Source organism: Pseudomonas sichuanensis, assembly GCF_003231305.1.
Classification (GTDB): Bacteria; Pseudomonadota; Gammaproteobacteria; order Pseudomonadales; family Pseudomonadaceae; genus Aquipseudomonas; species Aquipseudomonas sichuanensis.
Map to the genome: position 1 here is coordinate 37,781 of NZ_QKVM01000013.1, position 20,229 is coordinate 58,009.

Consider the following 20,229-nt stretch of genomic DNA (forward strand, 5'->3'; position numbering starts at 1 on the left):
CGAACGGGTAAAGATTGCGGTTTACGCGGTGGGCGGTGGGCGTGGGAGCGGGCTTGCCCCGCGATGGGGGCCATGTCGTCCCGGCCTCATCGCGGGGCAAGCCCGCTCCCACGCTCAACACCCACCACCCACGCCCACCGCCAAAGTACTTACCTGGCACTGAACAGCGCCAGGCAGTTGTCCAGCATGCGGTTGGAGAACGCCCACTCGTTGTCGTACCAGGCCAGCACCTTGAGCATGCGGCCGTTGGCGCGGGTGTGGTTGGCGTCGAAGATCGACGACAGCGGGTTGTGGTTGAAGTCGCACGACACCAGCGGCAGCGCGTTGTAGCCCAGCACCCGCGAATGGCGGCTGGCCTCGAGGAACAGCTGGTTGACCTCTTCGGCCGTGGTTTCACGCTGCAGGTTGACCGTGAGGTCGACCAGCGACACGTTGATCACCGGCACCCTCACGGCCATGCCGGTGAGCTTGCCGGCCAGCTCCGGCAGCACCAGGCCCACCGCTTCGGCGGCGCCGGTCTTGCTCGGGATCATCGACTGGGTGGCGGAGCGCGCGCGGTACGGGTCTGCGTGGCAGACGTCGGTGAGCACCTGGTCGTTGGTGTAGGCGTGGATGGTGGTCATCAGCCCCTGCTCGATGCCGAACTCGCGGTGCAGCACCTGGGCCACCGGTGCCAGGCAGTTGGTGGTGCACGAGGCGTTGGAAATGATCTGGTGCGAGGCGCGCAGCACATCGTGGTTGACCCCGTACACCACGGTGGCGTCGGCGCCCTTGGCCGGTGCGCTGATGATCACCTTGCCGGCGCCGGCGGCCAGGTGCGCGGCGGCCTTGGCGCGCTCGGTGAACAGCCCGGTGCATTCGAACACCACGTCGATGGCCAGGGCTTTCCAGGGCAGCTCGGCGGGGTTGCGGATGGCGCTGACGGCAATCCGGTCGCCATTGACGGTGAGGCTCTCGTGGTCTGCCTCGACCTGTGCATCGAAATGGCCGTGAACGCTGTCGTATTTGAGCAGGTGGGCGTTCATCGCGCTGTCGCCCAGGTCGTTGATGGCGACGACCTGCAGGTCCTGACGGTAGCCGTGCGTGTAGAGTGCGCGCAGGACGTTGCGTCCGATGCGGCCGAATCCGTTGATGGCGATGCGTAGGGTCATGGCGTTACCTCTGGCAGTCGGGTGAAGCCTGTGGCAAAAATGCAGCTTCACTGAAACGGTTTTGTTATTGGAATTACAAGATTATTCACTGCGCGATAGAAAACAAGCCTTTTTAGTGGCAGTATTTTGTTAAATCTACAACGAGTGGCCGGGCAGGCTGCTCCGCGAAAGTGCCGGGTACCTTTACTGCAAGCCTAGGCCGCAATCGTTTGGAGGGAAAATGCCCATTGAAGCCGCCCTTACCGTTAGCCTGGAGTCCAGTACATGCATCCGCGCATCCTTGAGGTCACCGCACGGCTGATCGAACGCAGCCGTCCCACCCGTGAACGCTACCTTGAGCTTATCCGCGGCGCGGCCAGTGACGGACCGATGCGCGCCAGCCTGCAATGCGCCAACTTCGCCCATGGCGTGGCCGGTTGCGGTGCCGACGACAAGCAGACCTTGCGCCTGATGAACGCCGCCAACGTGGCCATTGTCTCGTCATATAACGACATGCTCTCGGCGCACCAGCCGTACCTGCACTTCCCCGAGCAGATCAAGCAGGCCCTGCGCGAGGTTGGCTCGGTCGGCCAGTTCGCCGGTGGCGTGCCGGCCATGTGCGACGGCGTGACCCAGGGCGAGCCGGGGATGGAGCTGGCCATCGCCAGTCGCGAAGTGATCGCCATGTCCACCGCCATCGCCCTGTCCCACAACATGTTCGATGCCGCCCTGATGCTGGGCATCTGCGACAAGATCGTCCCCGGGCTGATGATGGGTGCGCTGCGCTTCGGCCACCTGCCGACCGTTTTCGTCCCCGGCGGGCCGATGGTCTCTGGCATCTCCAACAAGCAGAAGGCCGATGTGCGCCAGCGCTACGCCGAGGGCAAGGCCACTCGTGAAGAGTTGCTCGAATCGGAAATGAACAGCTACCACGGCCCAGGCACCTGTACCTTCTACGGCACCGCCAACACCAACCAGCTGGTGATGGAAGTGATGGGCATGCACCTGCCCGGCGCCTCGTTCGTCAACCCCTACACGCCGCTGCGCGATGCCCTCACCGCCGAGGCGGCGCGCCAGGTCACGCGCATGACCAAGGCCAGCGGCAGCTTCATGCCGATCGGTGAAATCGTCGACGAGAAGGCGCTGGTCAACTCGATCGTCGCGCTGCACGCCACCGGCGGTTCGACCAACCACACCCTGCACATCCCGGCCATTGCCCAGGCCGCCGGCATCCAGCTGACCTGGCAGGACATGGCCGACCTGTCCGAGGTGGTGCCGACCTTGTCCCACGTGTACCCCAACGGCAAAGCCGACATCAACCACTTCCAGGCCGCCGGCGGCATGGCCTTCCTCATCCGCGAGCTGCTCGATGCCGGGCTGCTGCACGAGGACGTCAACACCGTGGCCGGCCCGGGGCTGCGTCGCTACACACAGGAGCCGTTCCTCGACAACGGTCAGCTGGTCTGGCGCGAAGGCCCGCAACAGAGCCTCGACGAGAGCATCCTGCGCCCGGTGGCGCGGCCGTTCTCCGCCGAGGGCGGCCTGCGGGTAATGGAAGGCAACCTGGGGCGTGGCGTGATGAAGGTCTCCGCCGTGGCCCCTGAACACCAGGTGGTGGAGGCCCCGGCGCGGGTATTCCACGACCAGCAGTCGCTGGCCGATGTGTTCAAGGCCGGTGAGCTGGAATGCGACTTCGTGGCCGTGGTGCGCTTCCAGGGCCCGCGCTGCAACGGCATGCCCGAACTGCACAAGCTGACGCCGTTCCTAGGCGTGCTGCAGGACCGTGGCTTCAAGGTGGCGCTGGTCACCGACGGGCGTATGTCCGGCGCTTCGGGCAAGATCCCGGCGGCCATCCATGTGTGCCCGGAAGCCTTCGACGGTGGCCCGCTGGCGCGGGTGCGCGATGGTGATATCGTGCGGGTCGATGGTGTCGAAGGCACGTTGCGGCTCATGGTCTCGGCCGAGGAACTGGCCAGCCGCGAGCTGCCCGAACCGCCCAAGGGCAACGACCTGGGCTGCGGTCGCGAACTGTTCGGCTTCATGCGTGTGGCGTTCAGCTCGGCAGAGAAGGGCGCCAGTGCCTTCACCTCTGGCCTGGAGACTCTCAAGTGAAAGAACTGCTGGTTGGCGACATTGGTGGTACCAACGCACGTTTTGCCCTGTGGCGCGACAACCAGCTGCACGCGGTCCAGGTGCTCGCGACCGCTGACTACACCAGCCCCGAACAGGCGATCGAGGCGTACCTGGGCGAACAGGGCATCGCCCGTGGCGGGCTGGAGGCGGTGTGCCTGTCGGTCGCCGGGCCGGTGGATGGCGATGAGTTTCGCTTTACCAACAATCACTGGCGGCTGAGCCGCCGGGCGTTCTGCCAGACCCTGCAGGTCGAGCGGCTGCAATTGATCAACGACTTCTCGGCCATGGCGCTGGGCATGACCCGTTTGCGCGAAGGCGAATATCGAGAAGTCTGCGCGGGCCAGGCCGACCCCACTCGGCCAGTGCTGGTGATTGGCCCTGGCACCGGGCTTGGCGTTGGCAGCCTCGTGCGTCACGGCGGGCAGTGGCTGGCGCTGCCGGGCGAGGGTGGGCATGTCGACCTGCCGGTGGGCAATGCCCGCGAAGCGGCGATTCACCAGGAGATTCAGCGCCAGATCGGCCATGTCAGTGCCGAGACGGTGCTCAGCGGTGGCGGGCTGGTGCGTTTGTACCAGGCGCTCTGCGCGCTCGATGGCGACACGCCCAGGCACAAGACCCCGGCGCAGATCACCGATGCGGCACTGGCCAACGAGCCACGGGCGCTGGCGGTGGTGGAGCAGTTCTGCCGGTTCCTCGGTCGGGTGGCGGGCAACAATGTGCTCACCTTGGGCGCGCGCGGCGGGGTCTATATCGTCGGCGGGGTGATTCCGCGTTTTGCCGAGTTGTTCCTGCGCAGTGGTTTTGCCGCGAGTTTTGCCGACAAGGGCTGCATGAGCGGGTATTTCGCCGGGGTGCCGGTGTGGCTGGTGACTGCGGAGTTTTCCGGGTTGCTGGGGGCGGGGGTGGCGCTGCAGCAAGCGTTGGATCATTGAGCGTCATCGCGGGGCAAGCCCGCTCCCACAAGGAATCGTGGGAGCGGGCTTGCCCCGCGATTGGCCCTCACAGCAGACACAAAGATCTGCGCATACAAGAGGACGGACCATGATGACCACTGCCGGCAAATCGATCCTGATGGTCGACGACGACCAGGACATTCGCGAACTGCTGCAAACCTACCTGAGTCGCGCCGGTTTCCAGGTGCAGGCCGAGCCCGACGGTCAATCCTTCCGCCGGGCACTGGACGCCACCCCCTGCGACCTGGTGATCCTCGACGTGATGCTGCCCGACGAAGACGGCTTCAGCCTGTGCCGCTGGGTACGCCAGCACCCCCGGCTGTCGCGGGTACCGATCATCATGCTCACCGCCAGCTCCGACGAGGCCGACCGGGTCATCGGCCTGGAGCTGGGCGCCGACGACTACCTGGGCAAACCCTTCAGTCCGCGTGAGCTGCAGGCGCGGATCAAGGCCCTGCTGCGCCGCGCCGACTTCGGTCAGGCCGCACCGGCCAGCGCTGTGCTGGCGTTTGACGACTGGCGCCTGGACACGGTCAGCCACCGGCTGTTCCACCGCGATGGCGAAGAGGTGATCCTCTCCGGCGCCGACTTCGCCCTGCTCAAGCTGTTCCTCGATCACCCCCAGCAGATCCTCGACCGCGATACCATCGGCAATGCCACCCGCGGGCGCGAGCCGATGCCCCTGGACCGCATCGTCGACATGGGCGTCAGCCGCTTGCGCCAGCGCCTGCGTGACACCGAAAAACCACCCCGGCTGATCCGCACCGTGCGTGGCAGCGGCTACTTGCTGGCGGCCCATGTCAGCCCGGCCTAGCGAGCGGCGCTGGCGCCTGCTGCCACGCTCCCTGCTGGGGCGCATGTTGCTGCTCACCCTGCTGGTGGTGGTACTGGCCCAGGGGCTTTCCAGCGTGATCTGGGTCGCCCAGCTGCGCGCCAGCCAGCTGCAGGGCCTGCGGGCCAGCGCCAGCAGCCTGGCCCACTCGATGAGCGCCAGCGTCAGCTACTTCCGTTCGCTGCCGGTGGCCTACCGGCCCATGGTGCTCGACCAGTTGCGCAGCATGGGCGGCACGCGCTTTTTCGTGTCGCTCAACGTCAAGCCGCTGGACATGCCGGTGCTGCCCATCACCCCGCGCAAGCAGGCGGTGATCGAGGTGTTCCAGCAGGTGCTGCACGAACGCCTCGGGCAGCAGATGGACATCTCGGTGGAATTCGTCAGCCCCGACGACCTGCGCATCTTCAACAGTGGCCTGAAGCTCGATGAGCTGCCGCGCTCGTGGGCGCATTACTCGCTGACCCTCGAACCGCTCAACCCGCCGGTGCTGGTTACCCAGATCCGCCTGGGCGAGGGCGAATGGCTGTATATCGCCTCGCTGCTGCCCGAGCCCTACACCAGCCTTGAAGCCGAACGCCTGCCGCGCCAGCAGATCGGTTTCATCGCCCTGACCACCGCCCTGTTGCTGCTGTTCATCGGCTTGCTGGTGCACTGGCAGAGCCGGCCGCTCAAGCGCCTGGCCCGGGCGGCCCGGGAGCTGTCGCTGGGCGCCGAGGTGGCACCAGTGGCCGAAGGCGGCGGCAGTGAAGTGGTGGAAGTGGGGCGGGCCTTCAACAACATGCGCGAGCGCATCAGCCGCTACCTGACCGAGCGCTCGCAATTGTTCAGCGCCATCTCCCACGACCTGCGCACGCCGATCACCCGCCTGCGGCTGCGGGTCGAGCTGCTGGAAGACGAGGCCTTGCAGGCCAAGTTCAGCCGTGACCTCGATGAGCTGGAGCTGCTGGTCAAGGGGGCGCTGCAATGCGTGAAGGACACCGACATTCACGAGAACATCGAACCGATCGAGCTCAACCAGGTGCTGGAACTACTGGCCGAGCCTTATCTGCGCGACGGCCGCATCACCCTCGAAGGCCGGGCGCTGGCGCCGTACCCGGGCAAGTCGCTGGCCCTGCGCCGTTGCATCGGCAACCTGATCGACAACGCCATCAAGTACGGCGAACGGGCGCAACTGCGCATCATCGACAGTGCCGAGAGCTTTGTATTGCAGGTTGACGATCAGGGGCCGGGGGTGCCAGAGCAGCGTTTGGAGCAGGTGTTCGAGCCGCACTTCCGTTTGGCCGGGCAGCAGCAGGGCTATGGGTTGGGGTTGGGGATTGCGCGCAATATCGCCCATAGCCATGGCGGTGAGGTGAGCCTGTTGAATCTCCGTGAGGGTGGGTTGCGGGTGACCTTGTACCTGCCGCGTACGCCTGATTGACAGCAATCGCGGGGCAAGCCCGCTCCCACGCAGGCCGCGCATGTGGGCGTGGGAGTGGGCTTGCCCCGCGATAAGGGCCTCGATGTAACGATGCGGTGACAATCAAGCCAGTCTTCGTGACATGCCACCCAGGACGGCTGGCTAGAATCGGCTGACAACAACAAGGAAGACGCCAATGACCCGTAGCTGGCTCGATTCCCCCGCACACCACGCCTGGCTCGGCACCGAGGCCCTGCGCCTGCTCGATTTCGCCAAGGCCGCTCGCCTGCCCCAGGGCTTCGGCAACCTCGATGACGAAGGCCGCCTGCCCCGTTGCGCCCTGGCCGAGACCATGAACACCGCGCGCATGACCCACAGCTTCGCCCTGGCACATATCCTGGGTGTCCCAGGTTGCCGCGAGCTGGTCGAGCATGGCGTCGCCGCCCTGCAAGGCCCGCTGCGCGACCAGGAGCATGATGGCTGGTACGCACAGCCCGAAGGCCACGGCGACACCGGCAAGGCCGCTTACCTGCACGCCTTCGTCGCCCTTGCCGGCAGTTCGGCTGTGGTGGCGGGCGTCAGCCAGGCCCAGGCACTGCTGGACGCTGTGGTCCAGGTCATCGAGCAGCGCTTCTGGTGCGAGGAGGAGGGCGCCCTGCGCGAGTCGTTCTCCCGCGACTGGCAGCAGGCCGAAGCCTACCGTGGTGCCAACAGCAACATGCACGGCGTCGAGGCGTTTCTCGCCCTGGCCGACGTGACCGGCGACACGTTGTGGCTGCACCGTGCCCTGCGAATGGTCGAGCGCTTGATCCTTGCCCGGGCTACCAACGACGGTTTGCGTGTTACCGAGCATTTCGACGGGCACTGGCAGGTGCTGCCCGACTACAACCGCGACAACCCCGCCGACGGCTTCCGGCCCTACGGCACCACGCCTGGCCATGCCTTCGAGTGGGCACGGCTGCTGCTGCACCTGGAGGCGGCCCTGCAACGGGCGCAACTGCCTGCGCCCGAGTCCTTGTTGGCGGCTGCCAGGGGCCTGTTCGACAGTGCCTGCCGCCATGCCTGGCACGCCGACGGCGCCCCGGGCATGGTCTACACCCTGGACTGGCGCGACCGCCCGCTGGTGCGCGAGCGCCTGCACTGGGTGCATGCCGAGGCCAGCGCCACCGCCGCCGCTTTGCTGCGGCGCACCGGCGAGCCGCATTACGAGCAGTGGTACCGCTGCTTCTGGGACTTCATCGCCACGCATTTCATCGACCGCATACACGGCAGCTGGCACCACGAACTGGACCCGACCAACCAGCCCAGCGCGCGCATCTGGGGTGGCAAGCCCGATCTCTACCACGCGCTGCAGGCCCTGTTGCTGCCGCGCCTGCCGCTGGCGCCGAGCCTGGCCACTGCGCTGGCTTTGTAACCAAACGCTGACATTCGCGCATCCGTTCGTTACCTGGCGCCGGGTGCAAGGTCCCTACACTCACTGCAAAGCAAGCGACAGTCTTGCCACGCATAACAACAAGAAAGGTATTTCCCATGCATTCGACGCTTCGTCTCGCCGCTGCGATCTCGTTCGCTTCCCTGTACGCCCTCAGTGCCCATGCCGCCGATGCCAAAGGCACTGTGGAGGTTGTCCATTGGTGGACTTCCGGCGGTGAAAAAGCCGCCGTGGATGTGCTCAAGGCCCAGGTCGAAAAAGACGGTTTCATCTGGAAGGACGGCGCGGTTGCCGGCGGCGGCGGTGCCACTGCCATGACCGTGCTCAAGAGCCGCGCAGTGGCCGGCAACCCGCCCGGCGTGGCACAGATCAAGGGGCCGGATATCCAGGATTGGGCGTCCACCGGATTGCTCGATGCCGATGTATTGAAAGACGTGGCCAAGCAAGAGAAGTGGGACAGCCTGCTCGACAAGAAAGTCGCCGACACCGTGAAGTACGACGGTGAGTACGTGGCCGTGCCGGTGAACATCCATCGCATCAACTGGCTGTGGATCAACCCCGAGGTGTTCAAGAAGGCCGGGATCGACAAGGCCCCGACTACCCTCGATGAATTCTACGCGGCAGGCGACAAGCTCAAGGCCGCCGGTTTCATCCCGCTTGCCCACGGTGGCCAGCCGTGGCAGGACAGTACCGTGTTCGAGAGCGTGGTGCTCTCGGTGATGGGCGTGGAGGGTTACAAGAAGGCCCTGGTCGATCTCGATGAAAAAGCCCTGACCGGCCCCGAGATGGTCAAGGCGCTGACCGAACTGAAGAAGGTCGCCACCTACATGGACCCCGACGGCAAGGGCCAGGACTGGAACCTGGAAGCCGCCAAGGTGATCAACGGCAAGGCCGGCATGCAGATCATGGGTGACTGGGCCAAGAGCGAGTGGACCCTGGCCAAGAAAACCGCCGGCAAGGATTACCAGTGCGTAGCGTTCCCCGGCACCGACAAGGCGTTCCTCTACAACATCGATTCGCTGGTGGTGTTCAAGCAGAAGGATGAAGGCACCGCGGCGGGCCAGCAGGACATTGCCCGCAAGGTGCTTGGCGAGGACTTCCAGAAGGTGTTCAGCACCAACAAGGGCTCGATCCCGGTGCGTAACGACATGCTCGCCGACATGGGCAAGTACGGCTTCGACGCCTGCGCCCAGACCTCCGCCAAGGACTTCCTGGCCGACGCCAAGAGTGGCGGCCTGCAGCCGAGCATGGCGCACAACATGGCCACCACGCTGGCCGTGCAGGGGGCGTTCTTCGATGTGGTGACCAACTACATCAACGACCCCAAGGCCGACCCGGCCGATGCGGCGAAGAAACTGGCGGCTGCTATCAACTCGGCCAAGTAACCAGATCGCGGGGCAAGCCCGCTCCCACGGATGCGCGCTGCCTGCGTGGGAGCGGGCTTGCCCCGCGATGCGGCACATCGAGAATCCAGATCATGACTACAGCAACCGCCCGCCTGCGGGCCTCACCCCTGGACGCGCTCCAGCGCTGGCTGCCGAAACTGGTACTGGCGCCGAGCATGTTCATCATCCTGGTGGGGTTCTACGGCTACATCCTGTGGACCTTCGTCCTCTCGTTCACCACCTCGACCTTCCTACCCACCTACAAGTGGGCCGGGCTTGCGCAATACGCACGGCTGTTCGACAACGACCGCTGGTGGGTGGCGAGCAAGAACCTGCTGCTGTTCGGCGGCCTGTTCATCGCCATCACCCTGGCCATCGGCGTGTTCCTTGCCGTGCTGCTGGACCAGCGCATTCGCCGCGAAGGCTTCATCCGCACGATCTATCTCTACCCCATGGCGCTGTCGATGATCGTCACCGGCACCGCCTGGAAGTGGCTGCTCAACCCCGGCATGGGCCTGGACAAGCTGCTGCGCGACTGGGGGTGGGAGGGCTTTCGCCTGGACTGGCTGATCGACCCGGACCGGGTGGTCTACTGCCTGGTGATCGCTGCGGTGTGGCAGGCCTCGGGCTTCATCATGGCGATGTTCCTTGCCGGCCTGCGCGGGGTCGACCAGTCGATCATCCGCGCCGCGCAACTGGATGGCGCCAGCCTGCCGCGCATCTACTGGACGGTGGTGCTGCCCAGCCTGCGCCCGGTGTTCTTCAGTTCACTGATGATCCTGGCGCACATCGCCATCAAGAGCTTCGACCTGGTCGCGGCCATGACCGCCGGCGGCCCCGGCTACTCCTCCGACCTGCCGGCGATGTTCATGTACGCCTTCACCTTCAGCCGCGGGCAGATGGGCATGGGCTCGGCCAGCGCGATCCTGATGCTCGGCGCCATCCTGGCGATCATCGTCCCCTATCTGTATTCGGAGCTGCGGGGTAAACGCCATGAGTAGCCGCCTCGACAAACCCGCATTGAGCTTCAGCCGCATCGCCATCCACGCCGTGCTGCTGCTTGCCGTGCTGCTGTACCTGGTACCGCTGGTGGTGATGCTGTTGACCAGCTTCAAGACCCCTGAAGACATCAGCACCGGCAACCTGCTGAGCTGGCCGGCGGTGTTCACCGGCATCGGCTGGGCCAAGGCCTGGGCCACGGTCAACGGCTACTTCGTCAACTCGGTGCTGATCACCGTGCCGGCGGTGCTGATCTCCACCACCATCGGCGCGCTCAACGGCTACGTGCTGTCGATGTGGCGCTTCCGTGGCTCGCAGCTGTTCTTCGGCTTGCTGCTGTTCGGTTGCTTCCTGCCGTTCCAGACCGTGCTGCTGCCGGCCTCGTTCACCCTCGGCAAGCTCGGCCTGGCCAGCACCACCAGCGGCCTGGTGCTGGTGCACGTGGTGTACGGGCTGGCCTTCACCACGCTGTTCTTTCGCAACTACTACGTGAGCATCCCCGATGCCCTGGTCAAGGCTGCGCGCCTGGATGGCGCCGGGTTCTTCACCATCTTCGGGCGGATCATCCTGCCGATGTCGACACCGATCATCATGGTCTGCCTGATCTGGCAGTTCACCCAGATCTGGAACGACTTCCTGTTCGGCGTGGTGTTCTCCAGTGGCGACTCGCAGCCGATCACCGTGGCCCTCAACAACCTGGTCAACACCAGCACCGGGGCCAAGGAATACAACGTCGACATGGCCGCGGCGATGATTGCCGGGCTGCCGACGCTGCTGGTCTACGTGATTGCGGGCAAGTATTTCGTGCGCGGGCTGACCGCCGGCGCGGTAAAGGGGTAAGTCATGGCAACGCTCGAACTTCGCAACGTGAACAAGACCTACGGCGCCGGTTTGCCGGACACGCTCAAGGACATCCAGCTGGCGATCAAGGACGGCGAGTTCCTGATCCTGGTCGGCCCCTCGGGCTGCGGCAAGTCCACCTTGATGAACTGCATCGCCGGCCTCGAGAGCATCAGTGGCGGGGCGATCCTGATCGACGATGAAGACGTCAGCGGCATGAGCCCGAAGGACCGCGACATCGCCATGGTGTTCCAGTCCTACGCGCTGTACCCGACCATGAACGTGCGCGACAACATCGCGTTCGGCCTGAAGATCCGCAAGCTGCCCCAGGCGGCCATCGACGAGGAAGTGGCGCGGGTCGCCAAGCTGCTGCAGATCGAGCATCTGCTCGGGCGCAAACCCGGCCAGCTTTCCGGCGGCCAGCAGCAGCGCGTGGCCATGGGCCGGGCGCTGGCACGGCGGCCGAAGATCTACCTGTTCGACGAGCCGCTGTCGAACCTCGACGCCAAGCTGCGGGTAGAGATGCGCACCGAAATCAAGTTGATGCACCAGCGTCTGAAGACCACCACGGTGTACGTCACCCACGACCAGATCGAGGCCATGACCCTGGGCGACAAGGTGGCGGTAATGAAGGACGGCCTGATCCAGCAGTTCGGCACGCCGCAGCAGATCTACAACGATCCGGCCAACCTGTTCGTCGCCAGCTTCATTGGTTCGCCGCCGATGAACTTCATCCCGGTGCGCCTGACCCGCCAGGACGGCCGGGTGCTGGCGCTGCTCGACAGCGGCCAGGCGCGCTGCGAACTGCCGCTGGGGGTGGATGCCGATGCGCTGGACGGGCGCGAGGTCATCTTGGGTGTGCGCCCGGAGCAGATTTCGCTGGGGGCCGCGCAAGGCAACGGGTTGCCGGGTATCCGCGCCGAAGTGCAGGTGACCGAGCCCACCGGGCCGGACCTGCTGGTGTTTGTCACCCTCAACCAGACCAAGGTCTGCTGCCGCCTGGCACCGGACGTGGCGTGCCAGGTGGGCGACAGCCTGAACCTGCAGTTCGACCCGGCGCGGGTGCTGCTGTTCGACGCCGCCAGTGGCGAGCGGCTCGACTTGGCCGCTACCGCGGTGAAAGACAACGTGGCCCGCTTCAAGGGGCGTTGATGTGGGAGCGGGCTTGCCCCGCGATAGCGATGGTCAGGCTGAAATCGCCATCGCGGGGCAAGCCCGCTCCCACGGCCTGCAAGGGCTCGACCGTTAAACCGTTCTGTTAATAACAAGAAAAGAGGACGCAAAGGGATGGAACAGCGCAATCGCATCAGGACATTGGGCTCGCTGGCACTGCTGGCCATGGTCGGCAGCAGCGGGGCCCAGGCTGCCGAGGCTTTCTCGTCGGAATCGAAATGGATGACCGGCGACTGGGGCGGCACCCGCACCGAGCTGCTGGAAAAGGGCTATGACTTCACCCTCGACTACGTCGGCGAGGTGGCCGGCAACCTGCACGGTGGCTACAACGACGACAAGACCGCGCGCTACAGCGACCAGTTCGCCCTCGGCGCGCACCTGGACCTGGAAAAGATCTTCGGCTGGCACGATGCCGAGTTCAAACTGGCGATCACCGAACGCAGCGGCCGCAACCTGTCCAACGACCGCATCAGCGACCCACGCGCCGGGCAGTTCAGCTCGGTGCAGGAAGTCTGGGGCCGCGGCCAGACCTGGCGGCTGACGCAGATGTGGGTCAAGCAGAAATACTTCGACGGTGCGCTGGATGTGAAAGTCGGCCGCTTTGGCGAAGGCGAGGACTTCAACAGCTTCCCCTGCGACTTCCAGAACCTGGCGTTCTGCGGCTCGCAGGTGGGCAACTGGGTGGGGGGCATCTGGTACAACTGGCCGGTCAGCCAGTGGGCGCTGCGGGTGAAATACAACATCACCCCGGAATTCTTCGTCCAGGTCGGTGCCTACGAGCAGAACCCTTCGAACCTGGAGACCGGCAACGGCTTCAAGCTCAGCGGCAGCGGCACCAAGGGCGCGATCCTGCCGGTGGAGGCGGTGTGGTCGCCCAAGGTCAACGGCCTGCCGGGCGAGTACCGCCTGGGCTACTACTACAGCACCGCCAAGGCCGACGATGTGTATGACGACATCAACGGCAACCCGCAGGCATTGACCGGGCAGGACTTCAAGTCGCACTCCAGCAAGCATGGCTGGTGGGTGGTGGCGCAGCAGCAGGTGACGGCCCACGCCAGTGATGCCAGCCGTGGCCTGAGCCTGTTCGCCAACTTCACCGTGCATGACAAGGCCACCAACGTGGTCGACAACTACCAGCAGGTCGGCCTGGTGTACAAAGGCGCCTTCGACGCCCGGCCCAAGGACGATATCGGCTTCGGCGTGGCCCGTATCCATGTCAACGACGACGTGAAGAAGCGCGCCGAACTGCTCAATGCCCAGTCCGGCATCGCCGATTACGACAATCCAGGCTTCGTGCCGCTGCAGCGCACCGAGTACAACGCCGAGCTCTACTACGGCTTCCATGTCACCAATTGGCTGACCGTGCGGCCGAACCTGCAGTACATCAAGAGCCCGGGCGCGGTGGACGAGGTGGACAACGCGCTGGTCGCAGGGTTGAAGATTCAGTCGTCATTCTGAGACGAATTGTTGTAAATTTACGCCATCCATTTTCGGCCCTCCGCTAACCACTGGTCTGCAGTGGTTAGCGGGTACGGGCTGAGACAGCGCTATCTCGAACAACAAAAGAGCTTGGAACCATGGCAGAACATCCGCTACATCGCTTCTTCACCTCGCAACGGCCGAGGCCGACCTTCGAGTGGGAGCGTTACCAGCAGCGCGATGTGCTGATCATCGACCACCCTCGCTGCCAGGCGATGTTCAGCCGCCAGGGCGGGCAGTTGCTGCATTTCCAGCCCACCGGTGAAAAGCCCTGGCTGTGGTGCGCCGAACAGTGGCCGCAGGTTGGCGCCATCCGCGGTGGCGTGCCGGTGTGCTGGCCCTGGTATGGCCGCCACCCCAGCGAGGACCTGTGGCCGGCCCATGGCTGGGCGCGGCTGCTGGACTGGAAGCTGGTGGACAGCCGCGAGGACGAGGAGGGCGTGACCTTGAAGTGGCGCCTGGACCTGTGCGACTGGCAGGTCGACCTGCATGCGCGCCTGGGCGCCAGCATGGAACTGAGCCTAAGCACCGAGCACCAGGACAGCGAGCCCTGCCAGTTGAGCCATGCGCTGCTGGCTTACTGGCGGATCAGTGACGTGTCAAAGATAGCGCTGTCTGGGCTTGAGGATATCGAAGGCTACGACCGCCTCAACCGCCAGGCGTGCCGCGAAGACGGCGCGTTGAAACTCAAGGGCGGTTGCCAGAAGGTCTACCCCGGCACGCCCAAGGTGCAGCTGCAGGACCCGGCCTGGCAGCGCGAGCTGTGCATCGACACCGGTGACAGCGACGACACCGTGGTCTGGCACCCAGGCAACCGCCCGCTGATGGGCGTGAGCGGGCGCGAGTGCCAGGGTTTCGTCTGCGTCGAGGCCGCCAGCGGCAGCGACGAGGGCCTGAGCCTGCGGCCGGGTGAACGTGCGCACCTGCGGCTGCAGGCGCACCGCCTCAGTTGAGGTCGTCGTCCTCGATCGGGTAGCGGCTGGCGTTGAGGCTTTCCTTGATCTTGCGCAGGTGCGGTTGGAAGTCCACGCCGCGGCGCAGGGTCATGCCGGTGGCGAGCACGTCGAGCACGGTGAGCTGGATGATCCGCGAGGTCATCGGCATATAGATGTCGGTGTCCTCCGGCAACGGGATGTGCAGGCTCAGGCTGCAGGCCTGGGCCAGTGGCGAGCCGGCGGCGGTCAGGCCGAGCACCGAGGCGCCGTTTTCCCGCGCCACGCGCGCCACCTCGACCAGCTCACGGGTGCGCCCGGTGTAGGAGATGATCACGAACAGGTCGCCGGTATGGGCCACCGAGGCCAGCATGCGCTGCATCAGCACATCGGCATGGGCCGACACGGCAAGGTTGAAGCGGAAGAACTTGTGTTGCGCATCGAGGGCCACCGGGGCGGAAGCGCCGAGGCCGAAGAAGTGGATCTGCCGGGCCTGGATCATCATGTCCACGGCGCGGCTGACCTGCTGTGGGTCGAGTTGCTGGCAGGCGCTGTCGAGCGAGGCGATGGCGCTGCCGAAGATTTTCTGGGTGTAGGCCGCCGGATCGTCGTCGGCCTCCACCGCACGGCTGACGTAGGCCGCGCCGCTGGCCAGGCTCTGCGCCAGTTGCAGCTTGAGCTCGGGGTAGCCGTTGACGCCGAACGAACGGCAGAAGCGGTTGACGGTCGGTTCGCTGACCGAGGCCGCCTGGGCCAGCGCGGCGATGCTGAAGCGGGTGGCTTGTTGCGGGTTGAGCAGGATGACTTCGGCGACTTTGCGTTCGGCCTTGTTCAACTCGTCCAGGCGGCCCTGGATCTGTTCCAGGAGGTTACGCACGCGGTCCATGGGGTGTCCTTGGTCGGCTCTAGGTGACAGCCGGCTGGCGGGGCAGCAGGCTTTTTGCAGTGTTGTGTATCCTACTGGCGGTGAGATTGTCACACCACTGGGTTGTAATAGATGTGGATAATGTTGTGGTTTTTACTACATTAGGCCTTGAAAACCCGCTTTGAAAGCGGTATTCCTAGCTCAACTTTAATAAAAGAACCAACATCATGGCTGCGATCAGTGTCGAACCTTGCACCTTTGCCCTGTTTGGCGCCTTGGGCGACCTGGCATTGCGCAAGCTGTTTCCCGCGCTCTACCAGCTCGACCGTGCCAACCTGCTGCACCCGGACACCCGGCTGCTGGCCCTGGCCCGCGAGCCAGGCACCGCGCAGGAGCACCTGGGCACCATCGAGGCGCACCTGCGCCGCCACGTCCCCGATGCGGACATCGACGCCGTTGCCCTGGGCCGCTTCCTCGAACGCCTGAACTACCTGCATGTGGACTTCGTCCAGCCCGAGGATTACCAGGCGTTGGTCGAGCAAGCGCCTGGCGAGCTGCCACTGATCGCCTACTTCGCAACGGCCGCCGCCGTCTATGGGGCGATCTGCGAGAACCTCGACAAGGCCGGCCTGGCGCCGCGCACCCGGGTGGTGCTGGAAAAGCCCATCGGCCACGACCTGGAGTCGTCGCGCCGGGTCAACGACGCCGTGGCGCGCTACTTCCCGGAAAACCGCGTCTATCGCATCGACCACTACCTGGGCAAAGAGACGGTGCAGAACCTGATCGCCCTGCGTTTTGCCAACAGCCTGTTCGAAACCCAGTGGAACCAGAATTCCATCTCCCACGTGGAGATCACCGTCGCCGAAAAGGTCGGTATCGAAGGCCGCTGGGGCTACTTCGACAAGGCCGGCCAACTGCGCGACATGATCCAGAACCACCTGTTGCAGCTGCTTTGCCTGATCGCCATGGACCCGCCCAGCGACCTTTCCGCCGACAGCATCCGCGACGAGAAGGTCAAGGTGCTCAAGGCCCTGGCGCCGATCACCGGAGAGGGCCTGAGCACCCGCGTGGTGCGTGGCCAGTACATCGCCGGCTACAGCGACGGCAAGCCGGTGCCGGGCTACCTGGAAGAAGACAACGCCAACGCCCAGAGCGACACCGAAACCTTCGTCGCCCTGCGCGCCGACATCCGCAACTGGCGCTGGTCTGGCGTGCCGTTCTACCTGCGCACCGGCAAGCGCATGCCGGGCAAGCTGTCGCAGATCGTCATCCACTTCAAAGAGACGCCGCACTACATCTTTGCCCCGGAACAGCGCCTGCAGATCGGCAACAAGCTGATCATCCGCCTGCAGCCGGACGAAGGCATCTCGCTGCGGGTGATGACCAAGGAGCAGGGCCTGGACAAGGGCATGCAACTGCGCAGTGGCCCGCTGCAACTGAATTTCTCCGACACCTGGCGCAGCGCGCGGATTCCTGATGCCTACGAGCGCTTGCTGCTGGAAGTGATGCGCGGCAACCAGAACCTGTTCGTGCGCAAGGACGAAATCGAATACGCCTGGAAATGGTGCGACCAGCTGATCGCCGGCTGGAAGACCAGCGGCGATGCCCCCAAGCCCTATGCGGCCGGTTCCTGGGGGCCGATGAGCTCGATTGCACTGATCACACGTGATGGGAGGGCCTGGTATGGCGATATCTGAACTGCAACTGCCGGCGAGCGTGAAGGCGCATGCGCTGGCCGATTCGAACAGCCTGGCGGCGACCCTGGCCCATGACGTGGCCGAACGCCTGCGCCAGGCCATCGCCAGCAAGGGCCAGGCCTGTGTGGTGCTGTCTGGCGGGCGCAGCCCGGTGCCGTTCCTCGAGCAGCTGGCGGCGCAAGCGCTGGACTGGTCGAAGGTGACCGTGAGCCTGGCCGACGAGCGTTGGGTGCCGGTGGAGCATGCCGACAGCAACGCTGGCTTGCTGGCCCGTCACTTGCTCAAGGGCGCGGCGGCCAAGGCGCGCTTCATCGGCCTCTACCAGGGGGCTGCCAGCCTGGAAGCCGCTGCCGAACGGGCCGACCAGGCACTGGCCGACTTGCCGCCGATCGATGTGCTGGTGCTGGGCATGGGCGACGATGGCCACACCGCCTCGCTGTTCCCGGCCAGCCCCAACCTGCGCCAGGGCCTGGCCAAGGTGGGTGAGCGCCGCTGCCTGCCGATGCTGGCGCCCAGCGTGCCGCACCAGCGCCTGAGCATGACCCGCGCATTGCTGGCCAGCGCCGGTTTCACTGCGCTGTCCGTGCAAGGGGCCGGCAAACTCGCTACCCTGCGCGCCGCGCTGGCGGGCAACGACCTTACCGAAATGCCGATTCGCGCTTTTCTTCACGACCCCCTGAGCATCTACTGGTGCCCATGAGCCAAGGATCCACAGTCATGACCACCCTCGAACGCCCACAGCCTTTGCTCTCGATGGCCGAGAAAGCCGAACGCATCGACGCGATCTGCGCCAAGGCGCGCATCCTGCCGGTGATCACCATCGCCCGCGAGCAAGACATCCTGCCGCTGGCCGACGCCTTGGCCGCCGGTGGCATCCGGACCCTGGAAGTGACCCTGCGCTCGGCGCTGGGCCTGAAGGCCATCCAGGTGCTGCGTGAGCAGCGCCCGGAGCTGTGCGTCGGTGCCGGTACCGTGCTCGACCGCAGCATGTTCGCCGCCGTGCAGGCCGCAGGCGCGCAGTTCGTCGTCACCCCGGGCATCACCCAGGACATTCTCGAGGCCGGCGTGGACAGCGACATCCCGCTGCTGCCCGGCATCAGCACGCCGTCCGAGATCATGATGGGTTACGCCCTGGGTTACCGGCGCTTCAAGCTGTTCCCGGCCGAGATCAGCGGCGGCGTGGCGGCGATCAAGGCCTTCGCCGGCCCGTTCGGCGACATCCGCTTCTGCCCCACGGGCGGGGTGAACCCGGCCAACGTGCGCAACTACATGGCACTGCCCAATGTGATGTGCGTGGGCGGCACCTGGATGCTCGACAGCAGCTGGATCAAGAACGGCGACTGGGGCCGTATCGAGACGTGCAGCGCCGAGGCGATGGCGCTGCTGGACTGACCGATTTCGTTGTGTGCTACACGGCTTATGGGGCGCTTGGTCGGCGCCCTTTTTTTTGCCTGGGCCCAATCGCGGGGCAAGCCCGCTCCCACGCTGCTGGTGCTGGTGCTGGTGCAGGCGTGGGAGCGGGCTTGCCCCGCGATGGCGCTGCTGGATTGACCGATTTCGTTGTGTGCTACCCGGCTTGTGGGGCGCTTGGTCGGCGCCCCTTTTTTTTGCCTGTCAGAAACTGCCAGTGGTGCGGAACCCACCGCCACCGGAACTGCTGCTGGTGCGAAAGCCACCGCCACCGGAACTGCTGCTGGTACGAAAGCCACCGCTGCTCGAACCGCTGGACGATCTGCCCGTACTATAGGTGTTGTTGCCGCGATGCCTTGGGGCAACATACTCCCGGCCTTCATCGAGGCGTTTCTCCACTGCTTGCTGGTCGAGCAGGCCGTTCATGTAGTCGGCCAGTACCTGCTCGATTGGCTGGCTCAACTGGTACTCGTGGCGCGGATCGCTGAAATGATCGTTGCGCAGTGCGTACTCCAGAGTCTTGGCGCGGTCGTAAAGGCGACGCTTGCCGAGTGCCTGATCCTGCAGGCCGTGCAGACGTTGCTGGATTTCCCGCAGGCGGGCATGCAGCTGTTGCAGGTCGTTCACCAGGACATCGTCATGGGGGCTGGGGGTCTTCGCCGCTTCGGCGATCAGTTCGGCCAATGGCCGTGCCTGGAGCTGGTCGGCGATGCCCTGGCGAATCTGTTGCAGATACGGATCGCGCTTCTGGGCGAAGTCGGCCAGTTGGGCCTGCAGTGAGCGGGCCTGGGCCTTGCCCTCGCTCAGCAGCGTGCTCAGGCCTTGCTCCTCGACCCGCAACGCTGGCATGCCGAAGGTCTCGCGGGCCTTGTCCAGTTGCTGCTGGTGCTGTGCCTGCAGTTGCTCGCGGGCTTCGCCGAGGGCCTGGCGCAGGGCCTCGTTGCGCGCCTGCATGCTCAGCAGGATCTGCTCGTTGGCGTAGTTGACGCGAAAGCCGACCTTGCGTGCGAGGTAGTTGTCGAACGCGCGCTGGAACAGACGCGGGCGGTACTGCTCGGTGCCGTAGCGGTTGGCCTTCAGGAAACGGTACAGCGGGTTGCTGTTGTAGCCTTGCAGCTTGCTGGCGCACTCGTCGCGGATTTCATCGTAACTGGCATGGGCTTGCTGTTCAGCCTGGCGGGCTGCGTCCAGTTGCTCGCTCAGTTGGCGCAGGGCCGGATCCTGTTCGAGCAGCTCCTGCGACTGGGTGTCCAGGCGATCGAGGTTGTTACGCAGCGCCTGCAGATTTTCCAGTCTATGGGCGATGAGCCCTTCGACGTTTTCGAGTTCCTGGGTGAGCGCGGCATGGGTTCGCTCGCGTTGTTCGAGCAACTGCCGGGTCTGCAGGTCCCGCATAGGGTCGATCCTGAGCTGCAGGCTGGCAATATCGGCCAGTTTCGAGCTGATCAGGTGTTCGAGCCGGGTTTGCTGTTCGGACTCGGTATACAGCGCCCGTTCGGCCTCGCGCAGCTGTTGTTCGGCCTGGCGCGTATTGCTTTCGAGCGCGTTGCTGAGGGCGGTGGGGGTCATG

At 65.2% G+C, this 20,229-nt stretch carries 17 protein-coding genes; 14 read left to right on the forward strand and 3 right to left on the reverse strand.

Going from position 1 to position 20,229, the window contains the following annotated elements; genetic code table 11:
* Positions 1-149: 149 nt before the first annotated feature.
* Positions 150-1,151, reverse strand: coding sequence for a type I glyceraldehyde-3-phosphate dehydrogenase (gap, locus tag DM373_RS09160; RefSeq protein ID WP_110993253.1), 1,002 nt, complete (start codon positions 1,149-1,151; stop codon positions 150-152).
* A gap of 264 nt (positions 1,152-1,415) precedes the next feature.
* Between gap and edd the strand changes: the two genes are divergently transcribed.
* The 11 genes from edd (at position 1,416) to DM373_RS09215 (ending at position 14,708) form a co-directional block, all read left to right on the forward strand.
* The gene (gene edd, locus DM373_RS09165; RefSeq protein WP_110993254.1) at positions 1,416-3,242 is read left to right on the forward strand and encodes a phosphogluconate dehydratase; all 1,827 of its coding nucleotides are present in this window, start codon (positions 1,416-1,418) and stop codon (positions 3,240-3,242) included.
* The gene (locus DM373_RS09170) at positions 3,239-4,195 is read left to right on the forward strand and encodes a glucokinase (RefSeq protein ID WP_110993255.1); all 957 of its coding nucleotides are present in this window, start codon (positions 3,239-3,241) and stop codon (positions 4,193-4,195) included. The genes edd and DM373_RS09170 overlap by 4 nt, the downstream gene beginning before the upstream one ends.
* 112 nt (positions 4,196-4,307) lie before the next feature.
* On the forward strand, positions 4,308-5,030 hold the full coding sequence (locus DM373_RS09175; RefSeq protein WP_110993313.1) for a response regulator: 723 nt from the start codon (positions 4,308-4,310) through the stop codon (positions 5,028-5,030).
* Positions 5,014-6,468: an ATP-binding protein gene (locus DM373_RS09180; RefSeq protein ID WP_110993256.1), complete on the forward strand. Its 1,455-nt coding sequence runs from the start codon at positions 5,014-5,016 to the stop codon at positions 6,466-6,468. The genes DM373_RS09175 and DM373_RS09180 overlap by 17 nt, the downstream gene beginning before the upstream one ends.
* Before the next feature lie 175 nt (positions 6,469-6,643).
* Positions 6,644-7,861 carry a D-mannose isomerase gene (locus DM373_RS09185; RefSeq protein ID WP_110993257.1) on the forward strand — a complete coding sequence of 406 codons (1,218 nt, stop codon included), beginning with the start codon at positions 6,644-6,646 and terminating at the stop codon, positions 7,859-7,861.
* A gap of 116 nt (positions 7,862-7,977) precedes the next feature.
* Entirely contained in the window at positions 7,978-9,264 is a 1,287-nt protein-coding gene (locus DM373_RS09190) for an ABC transporter substrate-binding protein (RefSeq protein ID WP_110993258.1), read from the forward strand.
* Positions 9,265-9,356: 92 nt separating this feature from the next.
* Positions 9,357-10,265, forward strand: coding sequence for a carbohydrate ABC transporter permease (locus DM373_RS09195; RefSeq protein ID WP_110993259.1), 909 nt, complete (start codon positions 9,357-9,359; stop codon positions 10,263-10,265).
* Positions 10,258-11,103 (forward strand): carbohydrate ABC transporter permease, encoded by an 846-nt coding sequence (locus tag DM373_RS09200; RefSeq protein ID WP_110993260.1) that lies wholly within the window; start codon positions 10,258-10,260, stop codon positions 11,101-11,103. Before DM373_RS09195 ends, DM373_RS09200 begins: the two co-directional genes overlap by 8 nt.
* A 3-nt stretch (positions 11,104-11,106) precedes the next feature.
* Complete coding sequence (locus DM373_RS09205; RefSeq protein ID WP_110993261.1) at positions 11,107-12,255, forward strand: ABC transporter ATP-binding protein; 1,149 nt, start codon at positions 11,107-11,109, stop codon at positions 12,253-12,255.
* A 186-nt stretch (positions 12,256-12,441) separates the two neighbouring features.
* Entirely contained in the window at positions 12,442-13,734 is a 1,293-nt protein-coding gene (locus DM373_RS09210) for a carbohydrate porin (RefSeq protein WP_244215053.1), read from the forward strand.
* Between the two features lie 119 nt (positions 13,735-13,853).
* Complete coding sequence (locus DM373_RS09215) at positions 13,854-14,708, forward strand: D-hexose-6-phosphate mutarotase (RefSeq protein ID WP_110993263.1); 855 nt, start codon at positions 13,854-13,856, stop codon at positions 14,706-14,708.
* Here DM373_RS09215 and hexR read toward each other — a convergent pair.
* Complete coding sequence (gene hexR, locus DM373_RS09220; protein WP_208642789.1) at positions 14,701-15,564, reverse strand: DNA-binding transcriptional regulator HexR; 864 nt, start codon at positions 15,562-15,564, stop codon at positions 14,701-14,703. The two genes, DM373_RS09215 and hexR, sit on opposite strands and share 8 nt — an antisense overlap.
* Before the next feature lie 215 nt (positions 15,565-15,779).
* On the opposite strand from hexR, the gene zwf reads away from it, so the two are divergent.
* From zwf to DM373_RS09235, 3 genes are read left to right on the forward strand one after another with little or no spacing between them, the layout of a single operon-like run.
* Complete coding sequence (gene zwf / locus DM373_RS09225) at positions 15,780-17,249, forward strand: glucose-6-phosphate dehydrogenase (protein WP_110993265.1); 1,470 nt, start codon at positions 15,780-15,782, stop codon at positions 17,247-17,249.
* Entirely contained in the window at positions 17,236-17,949 is a 714-nt protein-coding gene (gene pgl, locus DM373_RS09230) for a 6-phosphogluconolactonase (protein ID WP_110993266.1), read from the forward strand. The genes zwf and pgl overlap by 14 nt, the downstream gene beginning before the upstream one ends.
* Positions 17,950-17,966: 17 nt before the next feature.
* Positions 17,967-18,641 carry a bifunctional 4-hydroxy-2-oxoglutarate aldolase/2-dehydro-3-deoxy-phosphogluconate aldolase gene (locus tag DM373_RS09235; RefSeq protein WP_110993267.1) on the forward strand — a complete coding sequence of 225 codons (675 nt, stop codon included), beginning with the start codon at positions 17,967-17,969 and terminating at the stop codon, positions 18,639-18,641.
* A 222-nt stretch (positions 18,642-18,863) separates the two neighbouring features.
* On the opposite strand, the gene DM373_RS09240 is transcribed toward DM373_RS09235, so the two are convergent.
* Positions 18,864-20,228, reverse strand: coding sequence for a coiled-coil domain-containing protein (locus DM373_RS09240; RefSeq protein ID WP_110993268.1), 1,365 nt, complete (start codon positions 20,226-20,228; stop codon positions 18,864-18,866).
* Between the last annotated feature and the right edge of the window lies 1 nt (position 20,229).